This is a genomic window from Thalassobacter sp. 16PALIMAR09 (assembly GCF_000765485.1).
GTDB lineage: Bacteria > Pseudomonadota > Alphaproteobacteria > Rhodobacterales > Rhodobacteraceae > Thalassobacter > Thalassobacter stenotrophicus.
Genome location: NZ_JHAK01000008.1, coordinates 98005 through 120047, shown reverse-complemented (window position 1 = coordinate 120047; position 22043 = coordinate 98005). Strand labels below are relative to the sequence as shown.

Genomic DNA, 22043 nt, shown 5'->3' with positions numbered 1-22043 from the left:
GCGATATGGTTTATCAAGGCACAGGCGCGGTAGGTGCACGATTGAGGCAGCGGGTCGTTGCTGGGTTTTGCGCGTTGGCAACGTTCTCGCTGACCGCACCGGGATGGGCGCAGTCAGAGACGCCCACTTTGCGCATCACCACTGGGGGGCCAACGGGCACTTACTTCGCGCTCGCCAATGAGATCATGAGCATTTTGCCTGACGATGTGCCCTTTGAGGTCGTGCCCAGCGATGGCTCGGTCCACAATCTGCGACGGCTTTTGGCGTTTGAAGGATCAGATGAGCAGGAGTATTTCCAACTGGCCTTAGTGCAGGCGGACGTCTTGGCCCAATTGCGTGACCGTGCCCGCGATAACAGTGTATTGCAGGGCATTGTTGATCGGATCAAGGTCGTCATGCCGCTGTATGTTGAGGAAATCCATGCCTACGCATTGAAGTCCGAGGACCTTAGGTCAATGGATGAAATCCTATCGAAAAACCTACGGATCAATGCAGGCAAAGAGAAGAGCGGCACCAATCTGACGACCCGCTGGCTGTTTGAACAATTGGTGTCAGATGACGCGCGCCTCGACATCGTGAACGTGAACCCAGAACCGGGCTTGCCTATTTTGGGCATCGCGTATGGTGTGCTGTTTGACGTCGCGGGCGCCCCCAATGACCGTGGCCGCGCCATCACCCCCGAAAGCGATATCACGCTTGTCCCGATTGATGTGCAGGCGCTTTATGACCTGCCGGATTCCCCCTATGTGCGCACTGTGATCACGCCGGAACAATACACCTGGCTTGAGCGGGATGTAGAGACGATGGGGGTCCAAGCCCTGTTGGTCACCTTCGATTATGATGAGCGTAACCCCTACTGCCAACAGATAGAGCGGATGACCCGCGCGATCATCGACAGCCTGCCATTGCTCAAGGACCCAGCCACGGGCGCGCACCCCGCGTGGACCGAGGTGAACCCGCTTGAGGGCAGCCAGCGCGGTGATTTGTACAAATGCTCGGCCCCGGTTCTGCAAGGAAATTGAGCATGGTCCGGGCGCGCATCCTCATACGGTGGACGGCCGCGACGCTCGCGGTTTTGTGCGCGCTGATCTCCGTTCACGGACTGGCGGCCGATACGCTGGATACACCGGATCGCTTTGCCTACGTCATCGGGAATTCCGCCTATGAGACATTTCAGGGTGAAAAAATCGACAACTCGCCATTCAACCTTGTCACACCTGTGAATGACGCCCGGCGCTATGCTGAGGCGATGGAAGATTTGGGTTGGGAGGTCCTGAACGACGCCCGCTTCGAACGCTCCGCGGAGGCTATTCGGCGTGAATTGGAAATCGCCCTCAACAAGATCACGCCCGGATCGGAAGTTGTGTTTATATTCAACGGCCACGGGTTTTCTATCGATGACGCCAACTTCATCGTGGGTATTCCCGCCAGCGACGCGAGCTACGCGTCCGTCGAAGAAATGGTCAGCGGTTCGATCAACATCGATTACGTGGTAGAGCGTTTAAACAGCCGCAACCCGAGCCGAATTATCCTGCTCATCAACGCCTGTGGCGACCAGCCGTTGTTGTCATCCGTCGGTACGGCGCCCGCAAAAGTGACCTTCCCAAACGTCAGCGCAGAGGTGTTGGTAATGTACAGTTCATCGCCGCGAGGGGTCGCTTACGACTTCATCAACAGCCAAGAAAAAGCAACAAAGCCCCAAGAAGAGAACCTGACATCGGTGTTCACCCGCTCTTTCCTTAAAGAGATCGAGAAGGAACAGCCCCTCTTGTCCGCCTTTACCTCCGCCCGAATTGAGACCGAACGCCTGAGCCTTCGGGCGGCGGCGTTTCGCGGTCTGCCCGCCCGAACATCGCGCCAAATCCCCCATGTTGTGCATGACACAATCAACGGACGGTTCAGTTTATTTGACGTAACGGCCACCTCGCTAGAGGCCTCACAGCGGGCCGATTGGCGGCTTGCGCCCACCTCCTGTCGGCTCAACGAAGCCAACCTGAATGAGGCGCTCAAACTACGCGACAGCAGCGAGTTGGCCACATCCGACCGCGAGGCAATGCAGTCGTGCATTCTACAGGCAGGACTGCAAGATTTGGGCATCGACAAGATCACGTTTGATGGGGTGCGCGGCGGGGTCGTGTTCACGTCTGTATCTGCCGACAGCAAATTCAAACGACTGGATTTGGTGCGCAGCGTCTCAATGCTGCGCGCCGACGGAAGCCGCACAACGGTAGATTTTGAAACCCTCGATCAGTTTCAGGAAATCTTGTTTGAAAACGCGCGCAAGCCCGGCACCACCATTGTGCTGACGCGTATCGGCGCGCCCGAAACCGGCGGAGGATCCAGCTTTGTTACCCACAAGTATTAAATCCGTTCTGGCCATTTGCGTTCTGGGCTTGGGGGTGGCTGGCCCACCTGCCTCGGCCTCTGAATTCATAACGGTAACAGCGCCCACAGACCTCGTTGTGCGCGAAACAGTCAACGCCTCACTCGGGACAATGTCAGGCGCGCACAGTGCGCGCATTCGAGCGAATTCTTTGATCGCGAGCCTGTTTCTATCAAATTCCGAAGGGCAAACAGTTGTCTTACCGGGTGAGCTGAAACTGGCGCCCATTGTGATCCCACAAGGTGCGCGCGACTTCCTTGATAGACTGAAATTATGCGCCTCATTGAACACGATTAATGGGCACTATGCCCTGATCGGAGTGGCCCCTAAATTGGGCCCCGTCCAAACTGCAACCGGCTCTGTGCTAAGCGCTATTTCCTTCGAGACCGACCATAAAAACATCCTCGAAAACCGTTACAGCGATGAGACGTTTATCGGAAGATCCTTCATCGCGCCCGCCTGTGCCGCGAGCCAAACCTCATACTACATGCCGATCAGCTTTACCGATAATCCCGACCAGTTGAACATCACATTCGAGGTTACGAGCGGGACTGTGAACCCGACCCTGCGCGCGGTCTTGGCGGACGGCAGCCTAAGCCAAAATACTCCAGTCACCATGACATGTTTGGCGACGCGCAGGTTGACCGCAGGGTTCGACTGCGCCGTCAAGTTAGACTTATTTGAACCTCAAATCGCCGACCTCGAATACTCCGGCTTGGTGGAATTACGCCTCGAAATGACTGATGGGCGCGAGACTTCCTTTATCGAGACGCGACTCTCGGTGCCACTGCAATGATCTCTTGGCTCACGGACCATAAGTTCAGAAAATATGGCCAGAGTGAGCGAAAATACCGCTGGTTCCTGATCGTCGCGTTCAAGCTTTTCCTAATCCCTTTCAGCATGTTGGGGTTCATCGCGTTGCTCGTCTTGCTGGCTTTGATTGTGATGCTCACCGTGGCGCATTACCAACAGCCAAACACACTGTTCTTAATCAAAGCCGAAACGAACCGACTGTCTTTTGAAGTGACAGATAGCACCCGCCCTGCCCCATTTTTCGTGCAGGGCGTCAGGGTCGTTTTCGAAGACAAACTCATCGCCGAGGTTGGCGAGGACGCAGATGTTGATTACTGCGTCACGGGCTGGATCGACCCTCAACCGGGGAGCCGCATTGAGTTTTTGATCCTTGATGGTTTTCAAGCCGCGCGCATCGAGGGGGCGGAAACCTTCCTGTCAAATGCGACTGTAGAATATGGCGTCGAAGGACTTGCGAACACCACGACGCCGCCCGAACTGCAAGCCCTGATGACGACCACCGGCAGCCCCCAGCAGTTGATCACCGCTAATCTGGTAATGGATGGCACAGTGCAGTTGCGCGCCGACCCTGAATGCAAATTGGAAGACCCGGAAGCCGCACATTTCGCCCCACGCAATGAGCCGATCTACATCCATGGTCCCGGCCAAATCGGACGCCAACTGCGAAACGTTGGCAACCCGGCCTGCGCAAGTGAAACAGAGCCCTGCGCAGAGATCGAAGACCTGTGGGTGATGGAACCAGATCGCGCATTCCTGTCTGGTGAAATTGACATGCTTGCGCGGGAAATTCTGTGTTGGTCCCGGATGTTCGGCAGGCCCTGCACCGGGCTGTTTCGCCTAGACGCTGATCCCGTCCCTATTCCGGCTGGCGCCTCTGTTTCGGGCGGTGCGAACCGACATGCCTTTGTGCCAACAACCCTCGTGGGCCAAGTCTTTTTCGATGATGACCTCTATGTCGTCAGCGCGTCCACGAATGCCAGTTGGATGGCCGTCACATTCCCCTCTCAACTCGCGCCCGGCTTGTCATACAGCCAACTTCAACTGTCATTGCTAGACAGGCTGCTGGTGGAGGCATGGATATTTGTCGTAGCCACAGTGGCGTTAACGTTGCTCGGCTGGGTCATGAGCATCCTACAAATAGAACTGGATAGGGTTCCGCAAGACCCCAATCTTGCCGTAAATGAGCGGAACACAGACGAAAATGATCGTGACGACATTTAACTGAGGCGGGAGCTAAATAGGTCTGTCATGAGAAAATTTAACCTTTCTAGAATGCCAGCTTAAACGTAAATAGCAGAAAACTCCTTAAGGGTTCCTAAACGCTAGCCTTGCCCGAAAACAATTTCGAAAATTCGCTTTCATGGTTTAGAAGATTTCAACTTTTTTGATGGATGTTTCCGACATATCCATCGGAGAGTGTTATGAAATTACGCACCCAAGTCATCGCCCTTGTTGCTATCCCTTTGTTAGGTATCGCTATTTTGTCGGCGATCAATGTGGAACGATCCTGGAGTGATTTCAAAACCGCAAAAGCCGCAGAGCGGTCGGCTCAACTGACGTTGCCCATCGCAGAGCTAATCGAAGAGCTTCAGGTCGAGCGAGCTATGTCTACCGGCTTCGTCGGCACCCAAGGCGTCGATTTCGCTACTGCGCTTCCTCCGCAAAAACAACGCGTAGACACCGCCATTCAAGAAATGAGCGCGATTATAAACGACCTATCAATACGGATACCTGAGCAACAGGAATTGTATCAAGCGAGGCTCCTACGATTAAAGGAGATCCGAAGCCGCATTTTTGACCAAAACGTCAATGTTGATGAGCTTACTCAGTATTACTCATCGGTTATTGCGGCGGCCATGCAGATGAATAACGCCATCGTCGCAAATTTTGAGACGCTTGAAATGGCGAAAGGCGGCGCTGGGTTAATATTGTTATCCGTCGCGAAAGAGGCTGCCGAAAGCGAGCGAAGCATTGGAGCATCTGGGTTTGGAAGCGGCGTTTTTGGACCCAATCTGTACGCACAATTTTTGCACTACGATGCGCATCAAAAAGAGATGTTGAACCAGGCACGCCATTATTCAGATGTACTTGGCGAAGATGTCACCTTTCTGTCTTCGGCCGAGCACGCCGAATTAGAGACCATGAGACAGGTGGTCTACGGGTCGCGCGGGCTGATCTTGAACGGCATCTCGGGTACCGACTGGTTTGAGACTTCCTCCAATTGGGTCAGACAGTTGCGTGATTATGAACTGGAGTTCCAATCTGCCCTGCTGCAAATGGCAACAGTTCAAAAACAAAGTGCCCAGCAGCAACTCTATATTTTTGCGAGCCTCGCGAGCCTATGCTTCCTCATCACACTCGTTGGAGGGTTCCGCGTCGTTCGCTCCTTCACACGCGGTGTGCATGGCATCATTCATGTGATGAGTGAAATTGCGCAAAAGCGTTTTCGTGTAGACATGCCCAAAGCCGATAAAAACTCCGAAATTGGGCAGATTTCTCATACACTAGAGCAAATGCGGGAAGATCTTGAAGCAGCTGAAAATTTTGCTCTGGAGGGGGCATTCAAACGCTCTGCGTTTGAGCTCTCAGAGGCCCCAATGTTTTTGGTCGATACAGAATTCGTGATCACCCAAATGAATGATGCAGCCTCCAAGATGATGGCAGAGCGTGCAGATGATTTTCGAAGCGTAAAGCCTGACTTCGACCCCAAAAAACTTTTGGGTCAAAACATGGACGTCTTTCATGCAGTGCCGCAAAAACAACGAACCCGATTGTCTGACCCAAGTAATCTACCAGTCAAATTGCGTATTGCAGTGGGGGAAGCATTCTTAGGACTACAGCTAGATGCTGTGAACGATAGATCTGGTAAGCACGTAGGCTATGTTCTGGAATGGAAGGACCTGACAGAACTGTTAACAATCGAGACGTTGATCAATGCAATCGACAGCCAACAGATCCGGATCTATGCACATTTGGACGGGAGGATTAAGGCCGTAAATGATCCCGCCCAAACACTGCTCGGCGCATCAGAGGCCGATTTGCTGGGAACGAACTTGAAGACACTAATTTCAGGACTGGAAAGGGACCAAGATGTCTGGGCCCAATTTTCAGCTGGCGAAAGCCTCTTCCAGAAATTCTCATTGGGCCAAGGCTTGAACAACTGCATTGTCGAGGGTAGTATTAGCCCCGTTCCGGATCACAAGGGACAGACATCTGGAATTTTACTTCTGGGAGTTGATGCAACCCAAACACACCACGACATGATGAAAGCTGAGGCGGTCCGCGCTCAATCCGAAAAAGACCAAGCAGTTGTCGTCAATGCATTGAGCGAAAGCCTAAAGCGGCTAGCTAATGGGGACTTAACCCCTGTGATTGAGACTGCGTTTTCACCAAATTATGAACAATTACGCACTGACTTTAACAACGCGATTGGTAACCTAGAAGACGCTATCACCGACGTCATCCAACATGCTGGGGAGATTAACACCGAGTGTAGCTCGATTAGCACCTCAGTTTCTGACCTTTCTAAACGAACTGAGCATCAAGCTGCGACTTTAGAAGAAACTGCAGCCGCAGTTGAGCAACTAACATCATCAGTGGATTCTGCAGCGACAGGCGCACAAGATGCAGCTCAAATCGCAAGCGCGGCCCGCGAAAACGCAGAAAGCAGCGGTGAAATCGTGCGGAATGCCGTTGCCGCGATGACTGAAATTGAAAAGTCCTCGCACGACATTTCAAGAATTATCAGTGTGATCGACGACATATCATTCCAAACGAACCTCCTTGCCCTCAACGCCGGCGTTGAAGCGGCTCGCGCGGGCGAAAAAGGCCTTGGCTTTGCAGTAGTTGCTTCCGAAGTACGTAGCCTTGCTCACCGCTCGCTAGAAGCCGCAAACGAAATCAAAGAATTGATCGATGCCTCTAGCTCTAACGTTCAACACGGTGTCAATTTGGTTGGCGACACGGGCAAAGTGCTCAACAAAATTGTTGGCTCAATTACTGAAATCTCAGACCTAGTAAGCAATATTGCCAACTCCGCAACCGAGCAGTCTGTCGGCTTGGGCGAAATCAACACCGCTATGGCTAATTTAGAAACAACGACCCAGCATAACGCTGCAATGTCCGAAGAAACAACTGCAGCGACACTTTCTTTGAGTAGTGAATCCAACGAATTGGTTGCAGTTACAACGAGATTTCAAACGGGAGCAGTGCCTATTGCCAAAAAAATCACAAAGGCAAGCGTAACACTAAACGACAATAAAAGAGCTGATCAGAATGCGACCTTTAACCTCACGCCAGACATAACCATAGGCCAAACACGGCAAGCAGACCATCCAGACTTAGTTGATTGGCAAGAGTTTTAAAAATATCCAATACATTTTCATGAGAGCATCATGTCTAAATTTCCGAAGCTAATTTCGGATCTTTTACTAATTGAATCTTGTATAATAAGGAGGCTCATTGCTAGAAAAAAGTTTGAAGAAAAGGTTAATATCGTGAATAAACGCAGGCAAGAATTTTATTGAATTGACGTTTACAGCCAAAACTACGACGCAAGTTTATCAATATCATCAAGTCAAATATCAAAAATTTCTGTGTTTTACTTAATCACAATCCATAACTCTTGACTTTAAAGAATATCACAAAACCCCTATTGCCTCACGCAGCCAAATATGGAGAGCCGCCGCATCACTCTCCCAAAAGCCAAGCGCGTGCTCACGTGCATGACAGGGGCAGAATAAATTTCACTATTTTCAGTGATCGAAACGGGCGAAAATAATGTGACTCACCGGCTTTGTTTTGCAAATCGTTTGAGCAATACTTCTCCCTAGTACAGGCGGATTTAACTCACAGGATCTGTGATAATTACGCCACGCGCAGCATAGCGATTGAACACGGTGATCCGGATGGGAATTTCCGCAGTCTGCCGATCAATGTCCAACTTCATTACCGACTGGCAGATTAATTCAAAATAGTGCGTCTTCGTTTCTACGCGGCTTCGGCGGCACTATCCGCTCCAGCGTCGCCAGATAGTATGGCAGAGATATCGTTGTGCTTTGACTACATCGTTGCGATGAAATCACTCAAGCACTTGTCGGCGTCCTAGGCCTTGCATTTTTGCCTAACGAGATCATCACATATGTATCTCGGGCAGTAATCGTATAGTGGCATTTACGGAGATCATACGCTTCGTCTGCAGAGACGGCCGGTGTCTTGATCGGAGGGGATTTGATTAAGGAGTGCGAAGCGCATTGGAGGACCACCGATATTGCTGCTGATGACTTCGGCCGAACGAATTTCCAGCGCTTCCAGGCCGGTGCCTTTGTGTATCTTATTCCAGATGCTGCGTTGATTGCCACGGCGCTTGCGTACACTCCATTAGCCTTCATCTTCCGCTGTAATTCCTGTACTATAGATGTAGAGGTTCAAGGGGCTTTGGGAACCGCGGTACGGCAACCTCGCGTTCAGTGTACGCTGATAGCGACATATAGTGCTAAAGTTTGCACTGCCCCGTTCACTTAGACCCGCCGCAATTGACTCTGGACGAACTCAATCGATTGACGTTGAGTCACGTTAAACAGTACCTTCAAAATGAGGTGGGTCTGAATGGCAGCACTACTAACTTGCTGTTGCCGACCGCGCTCCCCACTTGGCAATGGTGTTCAAATCATCTCTGGATCCAACTAGATTGATGAGGATCCGCGCCTCTTCAGGCTATAATTGTAAGGCTATCAACTCTGGGTCTTGTACTCCGTTGGCACCCAATTGCTCATACTTTTGCCTGTCACCTTGGCTTCATAGAAAGAATTCCATCTTGCGATTTGCGTAACAAAACCATCATGAGGTGAGAGCTTTACCATCCTAGGATCCGGTCAACCTCTGCTCTGACCTCATCAATTGATAAAACAAAAGCATCCCTGGCTCGAAACTGATGTGCATCACGCAGCGCGGCAACCATTCCGACCGCATTACCTCGCTGATCGAAAACAGGTCCTCCAGAAAAGCCTCTTCTAATATCTGGCATATGCGCAATGACACCATTCCCGAACGGCTCAATCACCATTGCTCCTGAAGAAACTTGTCCCGCGACTACATAACGTCGCTGAGGTTGTGCACTCTTGGCGGCAACGCCAACAGCATAAATCGAGGCCCCTCGAATTTGTCTTGCGTTTGTGTACGGCACAACGGGGAGGAAATCGTTCGGAACACGCAAAACGGCTAAGTCCATGCGTGTGCTGATGCCAACAATTTGAGCCGAACGCGAAGCTCTTTTTTGAGAGGACAGCATGAGCCAATCGCCCAGCTTGCGACCCGACACGACATGCGCGTTCGTCACGACCAAGCCGTCAGCAATCATAAATGCAGATCCTATGATCTGCCCATTGGTCAAAGTCGCGTGATACTCGACACCACGATGTGGCTCGACCGCCCATGCAGAGAACGCACAGGCCAATGATATGCAGGAAAGCAAAACAAGCTTTCGCGCAATTCTTCCCACTGTCCGCACACTTGCACGAACAAAATACCCTAAAGGCATAACCCACTCCATCAAACCGGCTTTGCAGCCAGCCCCCGCAAGAAGCATGCGGGCCGGGGGTTAAGACCTGCCTAACTGGCACGGGTCAAGCGCCTAAGGCTTTAGTTGATTTTATCGTAAGTTAAAGGGATGTCCTTCGCGACGCCGATCAAATCAAAAGCGACCGACAGCACCAAAAAACAATCGCGTTTCGCGGCGATTATCAGCGCTATCGCGCGGGGTTCCTTCGATTTGCCGTACAACCTGAGGTGTCAACGATAGCCAATCGTTGATCTCAATCTGCGCACCAAGGCCGATGGATCCAAGCGCCTCATTCTGCTGTCCGTCCCGCGCGATGGATCGATCGTACGCCTCACCGTAATCTACAAACCCAAAGACGTTTGCGGCCTGCGTCCATGTCCCGGGCACCAATGCGCGCCTCAGTTCTAACCGAACGCCATAGCCCGCGTCCCCAGAAGTGTTGCCCGGCGCGAACCCTCGCCCGATCGACGCTCCACCCAAAAAATAGCGTTCGGAATTGGGTTGTACGCCCTTTGAAATTTGCCCCCTAAACTCAGCGAACAATGACCATGGGCTCTCGGCGATTGATTGCAGTCGCGACGCGGTAAGCTGGGCAGACGTGAAATGCAGGTCCCCTGCGGCCGGTCCTGTGGCCGAAACGTTCGCACCTGCTGCCCCCAAGCCTTGCCTTACGGAAACATCTACAAAATTGATGCCGCCGCGCGTATCCGCCACATCCCATGCTGCCCCCACTTCAAACACCGTGATCCGGGCGTCTTCGGTCACGACCGCCCCCACCAAACCCGCTTGTGTCTCGTTGTCGCGAAACGTCAGCCCAGCGCGTCCGAAAAGGTTCATCGAACGCGTGCGTACAAAAGGCACCAACAATTGTGCCGAGACCTCCGTTTGGTCCGATATGCTCAGCAGGCCCGTCGTATCGCCAGCTTCGCTCAGAGCAGGCTCACCTCGGAACACGTTCGCCGCAAAGCGTAGGCGCGCTCCGTCAAAAAGCCCGCCGCCGAACGCCTGAACCGGCATCTCAACGGACACAGACCCAAACTGCAAGGACGCCCCCTGCGGCGCATAGGCGAAATTGGCATCCAGTGTTTCGTTCAAGCCCATCGCGTTAAACGCGCGCAGGCCTGCGCCGAAGTTCAGATCACCATACAATCGCGACCCGCGATTATCGGCTGAGAAGTAACCGGTCAGTGGCTGCGGCGTGACTTGCACGCTTAGGTTGGCCGCACCAAAGGTATCTGGTGAGGGTCCAAGAACCGTTTCAACCGACCCGCCGGTCACGCTTCCCACGGCATCGCGAGACAGTAAAACGCTCCGCTCCAGCGTCTCAATCGCTAAGGGGCGATCTGACTGTACGGGTTCGAAATACCGTTGCACAAGCGCCTGCTGGTTTGGCGCGCCACCAGTCAAAGAAAGATCATCAATGAACCCCTCAATGATGAGAATGCGGACAACACCACCTTGGATAGTTTGAGCAGGCAGAACCGCTTGGGAGAGTAAAAACCCCCGTTCCCGGTAGAGCGCGCTGATCTCAGCGGCAATACGATTGAGCGTGGGGATGGTGACAGTCGTGCCCAGAAGATCGCGCCATGTCTGAGACAAGGCCTCCTGATCAATCGCAGTCGCACCCTCCAGTATGATCTTGTTTAACTGAAACGATGGGCCCGCGCCGGGAGTATTTATTGGCGAAGCTGAGGGCACGGGCTCAGGAGCTTCGACCTGTCGCGACAGGTTGGACCCTGCGCCCGCAAGCGGAGGCAGGTCTGCGGGTTGCGCCGCCAGACAAAAAGGAGCGACGCAAAGGCAAATACCCGCGACGACCGAAAAAAAGCGCTTCATCATTGATCCCAGTACGTTTCAGTTATGGTTACGCCCACGCATTCCTCGTTTCGGGTGCCACCCAAATTCACGGCAACACCACAAGTGTCTCGATCCGATGTCGGCTCCTCATCTACGTCCAATCCGCCCGCCGCGGGAACGAAGCCCAAGCTCTCATCCTCAAGACCACCTGCGGCTGGAACGAACCCTTGGGTGCCGGGATCAGCGGCTGGCGCGAAGGCAAGAACTTGCCCCAGCGAATAGTTCAGCGTGAAGGGGTTGGCGTTCGCCAAGCCAATGTCGCGGATCGTCGTACGAAATGCCGCGTCACCCGGGGTCAGCGGTGCAGCACGCGAAGTGGTGGTGCGGATGGTACTCACGACGCCGTCAATCTGGCCTGCGGTCCCTGCAGTTCCAGGTGCGCCCGCCCCAATGCTGAGCGTGCCATCGACAAAGCTAATGTCGTAGTTCGGACTGCTCACTCCGGATGGCGTCACGCTGTAGGTACCCGCCGCTGAAGCCTGAGTGGCTGGTGTGCTAAACGTCAAAGCTCCACTCAAATCTGTCAAAGTCTCCCCCAAAACGAGGCCTGTGGACGTCGCTGTGAAGGTAGGGTTTGGCTGCCCTGCAGCTCGTGAAACATCATCGGCTGAGATGGTTAACGGAGCAGCCAAAACCGCGAGTGTTCCATCCTGCAACGTGACGCTATAGCCTTGGCTCGATACTTGGGGCGTCACGTTGATTACATAGGGACCACCGGACACAGACGCACTGCCCGGTGCGCCAGTGCTAGAGATCACGAGCGGCGCGTCAAATGCTGTTGCTTCACTATCGCCTGTCCGGAAGCCTGCAAATCTCACTTGCAATGTGCCGGTAAGGTCATCGCCATAAGTCTTAGCCCCAGACACGGCAGTGACTGTCAGATCAGGCTGTTCACCATAAATAATGCGATTGCCAGTAAAGCTGCGAAGCATATCCGGTGGGGCAGACGCATAAGTGCGGTTGTAGAGATCAAACGTGCCCGAGGCGGGCTCGGTCCCGGTTAGACTGTTGAACCTATCCATATATAGGAGCCAGCGGGCCGAAGTGTCGGTCGTACGAAACACATCCGTTCCGGCTGCGTTGTTAAAGCTTGGACCCGCCTCAACCACAATCGCATTGGTGCGCGCGGTACCTGTGACCGACGTACCCGCTGCCAAGTTTACCCCAGTATCCGTACGAAGTGAGACTTGCGTCGCCTCAACCCCGCCGCCCATGCTGATAACACCACCGGTGGTCGCCACATGCAAAGGCACTGTTGCGGCCTCAAAGGCGTTGGACGGCTCGGTCGTGTTGAGCGAAAAATTCGCGCCCGGATCTAGTATGAAACGTGGGCGCACGCTCGCCGTAATATCGCCAGTCAGCGTGACATCACCCGATCCACGCACAAAGCCGTCCCACGTCTGACTGGGAGAATTAATGGTTAAGTCCGCACCATTCAGACCCTGCACACTTCCCCGTGCCCCGGCATCGCCATTCTCAACGACCAAAGCATCCGTGTTGATCGAGAGGCTTCCACCAAGACCGCCAATAATGTCAGCCGTGCTTCGGCTGCCCCCATCACCTGCCAACACGGAAATCGTTGGTGCCGTCAGGGTCACATCCGAGCTATTCCGCGAACCGCCAATTTCAGAGGCTTGGGCCACGCCATCCCCCCCGGCAACACGGATTTCGGTACCCGCGACAATGTCGATATCACCCGAACGACTGTTCACTGACGTCCGAAATGGAACCGCATTTGTCCGCTCGATCAGAACACGACCCGTGGTCGCCTCCAGCATTATGTCGCCACTATTGGTCGCAATAAACTGATCCTCAACACTGCCGCCGAGGGCGATATCACCCGCCTGTGCGAGAATACTGACGTCGCCAGCACCCTTTCCACTGACACTGTCGTTGAGCCGCACATCATTGGCCGCAGTGAGGGAAATATCTCCATCCCGGACCGAGACAATCTGTCGATTAACCGTGATATCGCGGCCCGCGGTCAAGGTCACATCGCCCGCACCCGACATAGTCAGTATGCGGTCCACCACTATCGCACCCTCTGAGCGAGCTGAGATGTTACCGTCCGAGGTGGAGGCAATAGACCAGTTCAACTGAATATCGCCCTCCGCGTTCAGCGCCAGGTCACCGGCACCTTCGGTTCGCACGTCTGCGTTCACGGTAATGGTGTTATCCGCCTCCAGGCTCAGATCACCACCACCACGCCAGATCAGAGATGTGTCCAACGTGATATCGCCAGCGTCGCTACTGGTCGGCTGCGCGGTGGTGATTGTGACGTTCTCATCACGGTTTAGCGCGTCAACAATCGTACTGCCCACGATCTGGTAGTCGCCGGGTCCGGAAGGGGGCGCATTGCTGCCCGCGATAGCAGTGGCCCCGCTGCCGCTCACGATCCGTACATTGCGCGGATCAAGCAGCCAAGAGCCCCCCACGCCCGCCATCACGACCGCATTTTCACCATTGCCCAAGGCGTCTTTGGCAGAGGTTTCGATAAACCCGCCCCCCTCACGCCCGCTGGCTGTGATAGTCCCGTCAAACCATGTTGAAGCGTCGGCCCAAACGATCACCTCACCCCCAAGGGCGGCAGCACCGTCCGCTTGAACGGTCGAACCGGTGTGCAAAACGACATGCTCAGCGCGGCGCATGTCACCTGTGCCCTGCCGCTCGCCACCGACAAAAATTCGTCCACCGGACGCCGCACCGCGCGCGTCCAGAACTGCTGCGGCCTCAATACGAACACGCTCACCCGTGACCCGAATGGTGCCACCATCATCCGCGCCTGACGCCTCAAGCGTGCCAGCCACGCGCACGGTGCCGGCACCCCGTCCGATGAGGGAAATTTCACCGCCCCTGATGCTGCCGGAGGTCGCACGCACCACACCCGACGTATTGATCACATTGTCCAACAGCCCCACGGCACCGCCCGCTGTCATCAGAACTTGACCACCAGGCGCATCGATCACACCACTATGATCCACGCTGCCACCCACCGGACTGCCGGACACATCGATTTGAAAAACACCATCACCCGCGAGGTCAATCGTCGTTCGCTCACCTGACGCTAAAACCACCGTACCCAGCCGCGCCACGATCACGCCGGAGTTTGCAACATTGCGCCCAACCAAGGCCGCAAGCCCCGCATCAGCCACGGTAATTTGCCCTGCGTTGCTGACCTCCGCACCGGGCGAATTACCGCCGCCGAAACGCAGATCACCACGTTCAAAAAACACACCGGGCGCCACGATCTGGCTGGTCGCAACAAACCCGCCCACATCAATAACCGCATCACCTGTCATCATCACACCGGCCGCGTTTTGGATTACGACCGTGCCCGGCGCGGTGATGCGCCCCTCAATCACACTGGGGGAGAAAGACTGCACTCGGTTCAGGGTCGCCGCATTCTGCCCGGGCTGCACGAAATTCACGGAATGACCGGGCGCGAGGTTAAAGCTGCGCCAGTCAATAATCGCACGATCCGACCCTTGGGTAATGGTTGTGGTATTCCCAGATTGGCTAATCGCGGCGGTGCCAGCCGCGACCACCCCGGCCTGAGGGCCCTCAGCCGACACAGGCTGAATAAAGATCAAAAGTGAAAAAGCTAGAAAACTTGCAACATCAAAGGCAAGACGCCCTTGCCTTGGGTAAACTTCAAACAACTACCGATACCTCGTAACGCGCCTTAAGGCCTGTATTCGAAGTTAAATCGTATAAAAATTAACACAGAGTTGATTTTTGGGATCCGCGTATCTGCGCGGTTTGCCGCCCATCGAGCGCCAGCTAAATCATTCTATTACTATAGGAAAACAGACTAAACCGCGCGCAAACGCGCTCAGCTCGGCTTTTGATCCAGCCAATCAAGAACCGTTTCGGCCTTATGATCAAGGTGCGTTCGCAGTACGCGGGCTAGCCCTGCACCATCGCGCGCCTCTAGACACATGATCATCTGCTCATGCTCAGCAAACGCCAAGGCCCATCGTTCGTCGCTCACTGGGGCCGCGTAGCGCGCTTGGCGCACCCTGATCGCGAGCGATTGAAACTGCGCCGAGAGCGTTTCATTACGCGCACCATCCAAAATCGCCTCATGGATTTTTTGGTTGGTCTTGATGAAACCAGCCCGGTCGCGTGCAGCGTATTGCCCCTCCATTTCGGTGTGGAGCGCGCGGATCTGAGCGATGCCTGCATCGCTAAGTCGAGCACAAGCCAGCTCACCAGCCAGCCCCTCAAGCACCCCCATGACGGGATAAATATCCTCAACATCCGCTGGCGTGATGGGGGTCACCCATGCACCACGGTTCGGTTCGAGCGAAATCAACCGATCATTCGCCAACACCTTGAGGGCCTCACGCAGCGGTGTGCGTGACACACCAAACGCCTCGCACAGCTCCTTTTCGGGCACCTTAGACCCCGGCTCCAACTCTCCCCCAACGATGAGTTCTGCCACTTTCTGGGCCAATTCCTCGTGCAGGCTCATACGCTTTAAAGGGCGTGTCTGGGCATCAAAAGCGTTCAAGCTGTCGTCTCCGTTGTTCGTGGCTGCGTCAGCGCCTGGTCCAAAAGGCGTACGACGTGGATGGCCTCACGGTTGGTGCCATCCGCAATTTGGTGGCGGCAAGAGGTTCCGTCGGCGACAACAATTGTCTCAGATGCCGCGGCGCGCACTGCCGGGAAAAGTGTAAGTTCTCCCATTTTGCGTGACACCGCCTCTGTGTCAACTCCGTAGCCAAAGGCCCCTGCCATGCCGCAGCATGAGCTTTCGATCATTTCGACCTCAGTGTTTGGCAACAGATCAAGCGTGCGGCGGATCGCAGGCACCACATCGTGGGCTTTTTGGTGGCAATGGCCATGCAACATCACACGCGCCCCGACTGGATGCAGATCAAGATGAAATGTACCAGCCTCAGTCGCTTCGGCGATGTATTCCTCTAGCATTTTGGCGGCGGCCGCGATCTTGGTCGTGGTATCACCGGGGATCAGTGCGGGAATTTCGTCACGCAGCGTCAAAAGACACGACGGTTCTAGCCCGACGATCGGGCGACCAGCAGCAACATGAGGCGCAAGGGCATCGACCAATCGTTGCCCAGTGGCCCGGGCCTTATCGATCAGCCCCGTCGCGAAATACGTCCGGCCGCTATCCAGCGGCTTTGCACCGCCATCCGTGGCCACCGCCACCCGCTTGCCGCCCGCACGCAAAACACGCACCGCGGCCCTCAGGTTTTCTGGCTCGAAATAGCGGTTAAAGATGTCCGCGAAAAGGATGACATCCGGATCTGCATCCTGCGCCTCTGCATCACGAAACGGGTTCGATGACCAATGTGGCAACTGCCGTGAGGCCGCAAACCCCGTGGGCTTTTCCAGCACCTTGGCCAAACCCGGCACCTTATTGCGCATGTTCAAAAGCCACGGCACCCTAGAGGCATAGGGCGCATAGTCAGGCATGTGCGCAACCAGCTTTTCATGTAGGCTGAGCCCGTGTTTTTGCGCACACGCCGCCAGCACTTCGACCTTCATCTTGGCCATATCGACACCTGTGGGGCATTCACGTTTGCATGCCTTGCATGAGACGCAGAACTTCATCGTCTCCATCATCTCGTCCGAGGTCAGCGCGTCCTCACCCAACTGCCCCGAAATCGCGAGCCTTAGGGAATTGGCCCGGCCCCGCGTGACATCCCGCTCATTACGGGCCGCCCGGTAGGAGGGACACATCGCGCCCCCTTCCAGCTTGCGGCAGGCACCGTTGTTGTTGCACATCTCAATCGCGCCCTGAAAACCGCCGCCCGCACCCGGCCAAGCGGACCAGTCAAACGCGGTCTTGAGCGGCTTGACCGCGTAATCCGGCCCAAAGCGGAAAAGCGTGCGATCGTCCATCTTGGGCGCTTCGACGATCTTGCCGGGGTTGAAGCGTCGCTTGGGGTCAAAACGATCTTTGACCTTTAGAAAGGCATCCGTGATCTCGGACCCGAACATCTTTTCATGAAACTCTGACCGGACGATCCCATCGCCATGCTCGCCCGAGTGAGAGCCTTTGTATTCTGCGACCAGATCAAAGGCTTCCTCCGCGATTGAACGCATTTTAGCAACGTCCTCACCGGCCTTCATGTTCAGGATTGGTCGCACATGCAGACAGCCAACCGAGGCATGCGCATACCATGTCCCCGATGTATCATGACGCTCAAAAATGCCGGTCAGCCTCTCCGTATAAGCGGCAAGGTCCTTTAGCTCGACGGCGCAATCTTCCACGAAGCTGACAGGTTTCCCCTCCTGCTTCATGGACATCATGATGTTCAGACCGGATTTGCGTACCTCGGCCACTTGGCCTTGAAGCCGTTGGTCCTCTACGTCGATCACCCCGCCCCATTTGCTGCCGCTCTGCGCCCAGTCAAAGCCCAGATCAGCCATCGCCTGATGCAGATCACGCAGCTTGGCGGCATTCGCCTCGGGGCTGCCCTCATCAAACTCCACCAAAAGTACGGCCGCTGGATCCCCCTTGACCACCTTATCGATGGTCGGGCGGAACATCGGGATCTGACGTGACAGACCGATCATGGTCGCGTCGACCAGTTCAACCGACAGCGGGTTCGTTTTGACCAAGTGCTGGGTCGCATCCATTGCCTGATAAAACGTCGGAAAATGGCAAACGCCCATGACCTTTTTGCCGACCACGGGCCACAGCTTCAGCTCAATTTTGGTGAAATATGCCAGCGTTCCTTCGGAGCCGACCAACAGATGCGCCATGTTCGGCGCATGGCCGTTGCGCACCAGCGCATCAAGGTTATAGCCACCGACCCGGCGCTTTAGCTTTGGGAACCGCGCCTCAATTAGCGCCGCGTTCTCGGCACCCAAGGCCAGCATATCAGCCGCTAACAGATCGTAAGGCGTGTTGCCCTGCGCCCGGGCCAGGTCGACTTCCCCGAAGGTCGCGACTGTGCCGTCGTGCATCACCGCCTCGATAGAGATGACATTGTCCCGCATCGTCCCATAACGCAGGGATCGCCCGCCGCAGGAGTTGTTCGCAGCCATCCCCCCAATCGTCGCCCGAGATGCCGTGGACACATCCACCGGATACCATAGCCCATGGGGTTTAAGCGCACGGTTCAGCTCATCCAACACAACGCCCGGCTCAACCACCGCGCGGCGGTTTTCCACGTCGATTTCAAGGATGCCGTTAAAGTGGCGTGCGTTATCAACGATCAGCCCAGAGTTGACCGTTTGCCCACATTGGGATGTCCCGCCCCCGCGTCCTGTCACGGGCACACCAGCCGTGCGCGCGGCATACAAGGCCGCCTCGACGTCTTCGCGCGTGCGCGGCGCAACCACCCCAACAGGCATCATTTGATAGATAGATGCATCGGTCGAATACCGCCCCCGAGAGAACCGATCAAAGAGGATATCCCCCTGAAAATTCTGACGCAGCGACTGCTCTAACATCTTATGTCCTCCAGCGCCCATGTGGCGACGCGTTGTTATCCGAATGGGCGACTTCACGAAATATATTGACTCGTTCATAATCGCCCGTAATACATAATGCAAAATTAAATATGCATAGGGCACGTGACGTCAACCATTCAGGGAAACGGATTGCCCCCAAAACGATGGAGGAGACGCTTATGGCCCGAAAGGCTGGACGTCATTTTTTGCAAATCCCAGGCCCTTCGGCCGTGCCAGATCGTATCCTGCACGCCATCGCGCGGCAGACGATTGACCACCGCGGACCAGACTTCGCAGCCGTCGGCCAAACCGCGCTTGAAGGGATGAAAACCATCTTCAAGACCGAAGCAGGCCACGTCTTTATCTATCCCGCGTCCGGTACCGGTGCGTGGGAAGCGGCCTTGGTCAACACGGTCAAAGAAGGCGACCGCGTCTTGATGTATGAGACCGGTCACTTTGCTACCCTGTGGAACAAAATGGCCAGCAAGCTGGGTGTTGAGGCCGAGTTCATTGAAGGCGATTGGCGCGGTGGTGCAGACCCCGACGCTATTGAAACGCGCCTGCGGGCCGATACAAACCACGAAATCAAAGCCGTCTGCGTTGTTCACAACGAGACCTCAACCGGCTCTGTTTCGCCCATCGCGCAGGTGCGTGCGGCCATCGACGCGGCCAAGCACCCCGCCCTATTGATGGTAGACAGCATCTCGGGACTGGCCTCGGTTGATTTCCGCTTTGACGAATGGGGTGTCGATGTCTGCGTGTCCGGCTCGCAAAAGGGTCTGATGCTGCCCCCCGGTATCAGTTTTAACGCCGTCAGTGACAAAGCTATGGCCGTGGCCCGCACTGGTGGGATGCGCCGCTCCTACTGGGATTGGAATGATATGGTCGGGCCAAACGCGACCGGCTACTTCCCCTACACCCCCGGCACCAACATGCTTTACGGCCTCAACGAGGCAATCGCGATGCTGCACGAAGAGGGTTTGGACGCAGTCTTTGCCCGCCATGCCCGCCACGGTGCCGCGACCCGCGCCGCCGTGCGGGGCTGGGGCCTAGAGGTGCTGTGTGCCCAACAGGGCCAAGAAAGTGGGGTGCTAACGGCCGTCTTGATGCCCGAAGGGCACAGCGCGGACGGCTTCCGTAAAACCGTATTGGAGCAATCGGATATCTCGCTAGGCAATGGCCTGTCCAAGGTCGCTGACAAAGTGTTCCGCATCGGTCACCTTGGCGATTTCAACGATGCCATGCTGTTGGCCACACTTACGGGCGTTGAGCGCGGGCTAACCCGCGCCGGCGTTCCACACCAAAAGGGCGGTTTGGATGCTGCCATCGAGGTGCTCGACACTGTCGACGCCTCGGCACTCAAAGCGGCAGAATAAGACCGTATCATCCAGAAAACGGAGCAGCGCGCCACATGCGCGCCCTGCTCCACCAAAAAAGACGAAAAACTGGGAGGACTACCATGACCAAAAACACACTCACCCTTGCGGCGCTTGCTGCGGGCATCGCGTTCGCCGCACCTGCGGTCGCAAGCGACGATTACCCCTCACGTTCCGTTGAAGTCATCCACCACTACGGCCCCGGCGGCGGCACCGACCGCTTTGTGCGCGCCGTCGCAGAACCCTTCGCCGAGATCACAGGCCAGCAAATGGTACCGGTTTCGATCAAGGGCGGCGGCGGCATTCCCGCCATCGCACAGTGGCAGCGTCGCCCCGATGATGGCTACACACTAATGGCGATCAGCCCTGCGCAGGTCATCAGCCACGTGCAAGGCCGCATCGACATGGCCGACTTCCTGCCACTGGCCCGTGTACAATTCGACCAAGCCCTGATCTGGGTGCCGGCCGATAGCCCCTTCCAGACAGTCCAAGACATGCTGGACGCAGCCAAGGCTAACCCCGGCTCTGTATCCGTGGCCCTTTCCGGCGCGGGCGGTTTTGATGAGGTCGCGGTCAGCCTGTTCGGCCTTGAGGCTGATGTGAACTTTACCACTGTACCGTTCTCGTCGTCCGAGATGGTGTCCAACACCGTTGGCGGCCAAGTCGACGCGATGTTCGAAGAGTTCGGCCCCGCGCGCGGTCTGTGGGAATCCGGTGATCTGCGTCCGCTGGTCCTTTTCTCCGAAACCCGCCTGCCCGAACTGCCCGACGTGCCCACAGCGGTTGAGATGGGCTACGACGTCACGCTGGGCCGCTGGCGCGCGTTTGCCATGCAAGGCGGCGACGACATGGACCAAGCGAAACACCTGTACGGCGTGATCGAACAAGCGGTTGAGGCCGACAGCTACAAAGCGTTTGAAGCGCAGTCCGCCCTTCAATACCGCTCTGAGTTGATCGGTCTGGATGATTTCAAAGCGTTCATCGACACCGAGATCGAGACCTACACAAGTGTGATGAAGCAACTCGGCTACATCGACTAAGCGACCCTTTCGGCGCCGCCCCCATCCGGGCGGCGCTTTTCTCATTTCCGCTCAGTGACGGAGGACACCATGTCCAAGCACGCGCTTGATTTCGCGTTTGCCATGCTCTTGTGCGTGGCCTGCATTTTCCTTTGGTTCGTGGCGGACGGGTTCCGCGGCTCTCCGCGCTATGCCCAGATTGATACCGATTTCTGGCCCAAGATCGTGACCGGCGTTGCTGCTGTCCTGACGGGCATTATTGCCGCGCAAAACGCATACGCATGGTGGCAAGAACGCCGGCTGTCACAGGTTGGGGAAACTATCACCATGGACTGGGCTCGCATCGGCCGGATGGCCGCGATGGGTGGCTTGGTCTTGCTCTACTTCTTTACGTTCGACCGCGTCGGCTTTTTGCTGGCGACAGTGGCGTTCCTCTGGGTCGCGGCGTTTTCGCTGCACGGGGGGCGCATCATGACCAAGATCATCTTTGCGCCGGTATTCACGATCGCGCTCACGGCATTGTTCACCAAGGTTCTGGGCCTGCCCGTGCCGCGCGGTGACGGTGTGTTTTATCAATTCAGCCTGATGTTCTACTAGGGAGCCGCCGC

At 55.7% G+C, this 22043-nt stretch carries 13 protein-coding genes and 1 pseudogene; 8 read left to right on the top strand and 6 right to left on the bottom strand.

What is annotated here, in order from left to right; all coding sequences use genetic code 11:
• The first annotated feature begins 5 nt into the window (after window positions 1-5).
• The 5 genes from PM04_RS14675 to PM04_RS17470 all read left to right on the top strand — a co-directional run bounded on the left by PM04_RS14675 (window position 6) and on the right by PM04_RS17470 (window position 7560).
• On the top strand, window positions 6-1022 hold the full coding sequence (locus PM04_RS14675) for a TAXI family TRAP transporter solute-binding subunit (protein WP_038008219.1): 1017 nt from the start codon (window positions 6-8) through the stop codon (window positions 1020-1022).
• A gap of 2 nt (window positions 1023-1024) precedes the next feature.
• The gene (locus tag PM04_RS14670) at window positions 1025-2365 is read left to right on the top strand and encodes a caspase family protein (protein ID WP_038008218.1); all 1341 of its coding nucleotides are present in this window, start codon (window positions 1025-1027) and stop codon (window positions 2363-2365) included.
• On the top strand, window positions 2346-3179 hold the full coding sequence (locus PM04_RS14665; protein ID WP_152594048.1) for a hypothetical protein: 834 nt from the start codon (window positions 2346-2348) through the stop codon (window positions 3177-3179). Before PM04_RS14670 ends, PM04_RS14665 begins: the two co-directional genes overlap by 20 nt.
• Entirely contained in the window at window positions 3176-4417 is a 1242-nt protein-coding gene (locus PM04_RS14660) for a hypothetical protein (protein ID WP_038008213.1), read from the top strand. Before PM04_RS14665 ends, PM04_RS14660 begins: the two co-directional genes overlap by 4 nt.
• A 200-nt stretch (window positions 4418-4617) precedes the next feature.
• Window positions 4618-7560, top strand: coding sequence for a methyl-accepting chemotaxis protein (locus PM04_RS17470; protein WP_052068504.1), 2943 nt, complete (start codon window positions 4618-4620; stop codon window positions 7558-7560).
• A 479-nt stretch (window positions 7561-8039) separates the two neighbouring features.
• Here the strand turns inward: PM04_RS17470 and PM04_RS17745 are convergent.
• From PM04_RS17745 to PM04_RS14630, 6 genes and pseudogenes are all read right to left on the bottom strand, one after another.
• A pseudogene (locus PM04_RS17745) lies at window positions 8040-8970 on the bottom strand (IS5 family transposase).
• An 80-nt stretch (window positions 8971-9050) separates the two neighbouring features.
• Window positions 9051-9734, bottom strand: coding sequence for a serine protease (locus PM04_RS17740; protein WP_161785714.1), 684 nt, complete (start codon window positions 9732-9734; stop codon window positions 9051-9053).
• 153 nt (window positions 9735-9887) lie between these two features.
• A complete protein-coding gene (locus PM04_RS14645) occupies window positions 9888-11591 on the bottom strand; it encodes a ShlB/FhaC/HecB family hemolysin secretion/activation protein (protein ID WP_038008207.1) in 1704 nt (567 codons plus the stop codon).
• Window positions 11591-15271, bottom strand: coding sequence for an MBG domain-containing protein (locus PM04_RS14640; RefSeq protein WP_038008205.1), 3681 nt, complete (start codon window positions 15269-15271; stop codon window positions 11591-11593). Before PM04_RS14640 ends, PM04_RS14645 begins: the two co-directional genes overlap by 1 nt.
• A 173-nt stretch (window positions 15272-15444) precedes the next feature.
• Window positions 15445-16125 carry a GntR family transcriptional regulator gene (locus tag PM04_RS14635; RefSeq protein WP_234702886.1) on the bottom strand — a complete coding sequence of 227 codons (681 nt, stop codon included), beginning with the start codon at window positions 16123-16125 and terminating at the stop codon, window positions 15445-15447.
• Complete coding sequence (locus tag PM04_RS14630; protein WP_200880350.1) at window positions 16122-19040, bottom strand: FAD-binding and (Fe-S)-binding domain-containing protein; 2919 nt, start codon at window positions 19038-19040, stop codon at window positions 16122-16124. The genes PM04_RS14635 and PM04_RS14630 overlap by 4 nt, the downstream gene beginning before the upstream one ends.
• A gap of 179 nt (window positions 19041-19219) precedes the next feature.
• On the opposite strand from PM04_RS14630, the gene PM04_RS14625 reads away from it, so the two are divergent.
• From PM04_RS14625 to PM04_RS14615, 3 genes are all read left to right on the top strand, one after another.
• The gene (locus PM04_RS14625) at window positions 19220-20416 is read left to right on the top strand and encodes an alanine--glyoxylate aminotransferase family protein (protein ID WP_038008200.1); all 1197 of its coding nucleotides are present in this window, start codon (window positions 19220-19222) and stop codon (window positions 20414-20416) included.
• Window positions 20417-20499: 83 nt separating this feature from the next.
• Window positions 20500-21456 carry a tripartite tricarboxylate transporter substrate binding protein gene (locus PM04_RS14620; protein WP_038008199.1) on the top strand — a complete coding sequence of 319 codons (957 nt, stop codon included), beginning with the start codon at window positions 20500-20502 and terminating at the stop codon, window positions 21454-21456.
• Window positions 21457-21525: 69 nt separating this feature from the next.
• Complete coding sequence (locus tag PM04_RS14615) at window positions 21526-22032, top strand: tripartite tricarboxylate transporter TctB family protein (RefSeq protein WP_052068503.1); 507 nt, start codon at window positions 21526-21528, stop codon at window positions 22030-22032.
• Window positions 22033-22043: the final 11 nt, after the last annotated feature.

Bases quoted from the DNA above. Each gene is read 5' to 3' on its own strand.
- PM04_RS14675 (WP_038008219.1), top strand. From the start codon at position 6: ATGGTTTATCAAGGCACAGGCGCGGTAGGTGCACGATTGAGGCAGCGG.
- PM04_RS14670 (WP_038008218.1), top strand. From the start codon at position 1,025: ATGGTCCGGGCGCGCATCCTCATACGGTGGACGGCCGCGACGCTCGCG.
- PM04_RS14660 (WP_038008213.1), top strand. From the start codon at position 3,176: ATGATCTCTTGGCTCACGGACCATAAGTTCAGAAAATATGGCCAGAGT.
- PM04_RS17470 (WP_052068504.1), top strand. From the start codon at position 4,618: ATGAAATTACGCACCCAAGTCATCGCCCTTGTTGCTATCCCTTTGTTA.
- PM04_RS17740 (WP_161785714.1), bottom strand. From the start codon at position 9,734: ATGCCTTTAGGGTATTTTGTTCGTGCAAGTGTGCGGACAGTGGGAAGA.
- PM04_RS14645 (WP_038008207.1), bottom strand. From the start codon at position 11,591: ATGAAGCGCTTTTTTTCGGTCGTCGCGGGTATTTGCCTTTGCGTCGCT.
- PM04_RS14630 (WP_200880350.1), bottom strand. From the start codon at position 19,040: ATGTTAGAGCAGTCGCTGCGTCAGAATTTTCAGGGGGATATCCTCTTT.
- PM04_RS14625 (WP_038008200.1), top strand. From the start codon at position 19,220: ATGGCCCGAAAGGCTGGACGTCATTTTTTGCAAATCCCAGGCCCTTCG.
- PM04_RS14620 (WP_038008199.1), top strand. From the start codon at position 20,500: ATGACCAAAAACACACTCACCCTTGCGGCGCTTGCTGCGGGCATCGCG.
- PM04_RS14615 (WP_052068503.1), top strand. From the start codon at position 21,526: ATGTCCAAGCACGCGCTTGATTTCGCGTTTGCCATGCTCTTGTGCGTG.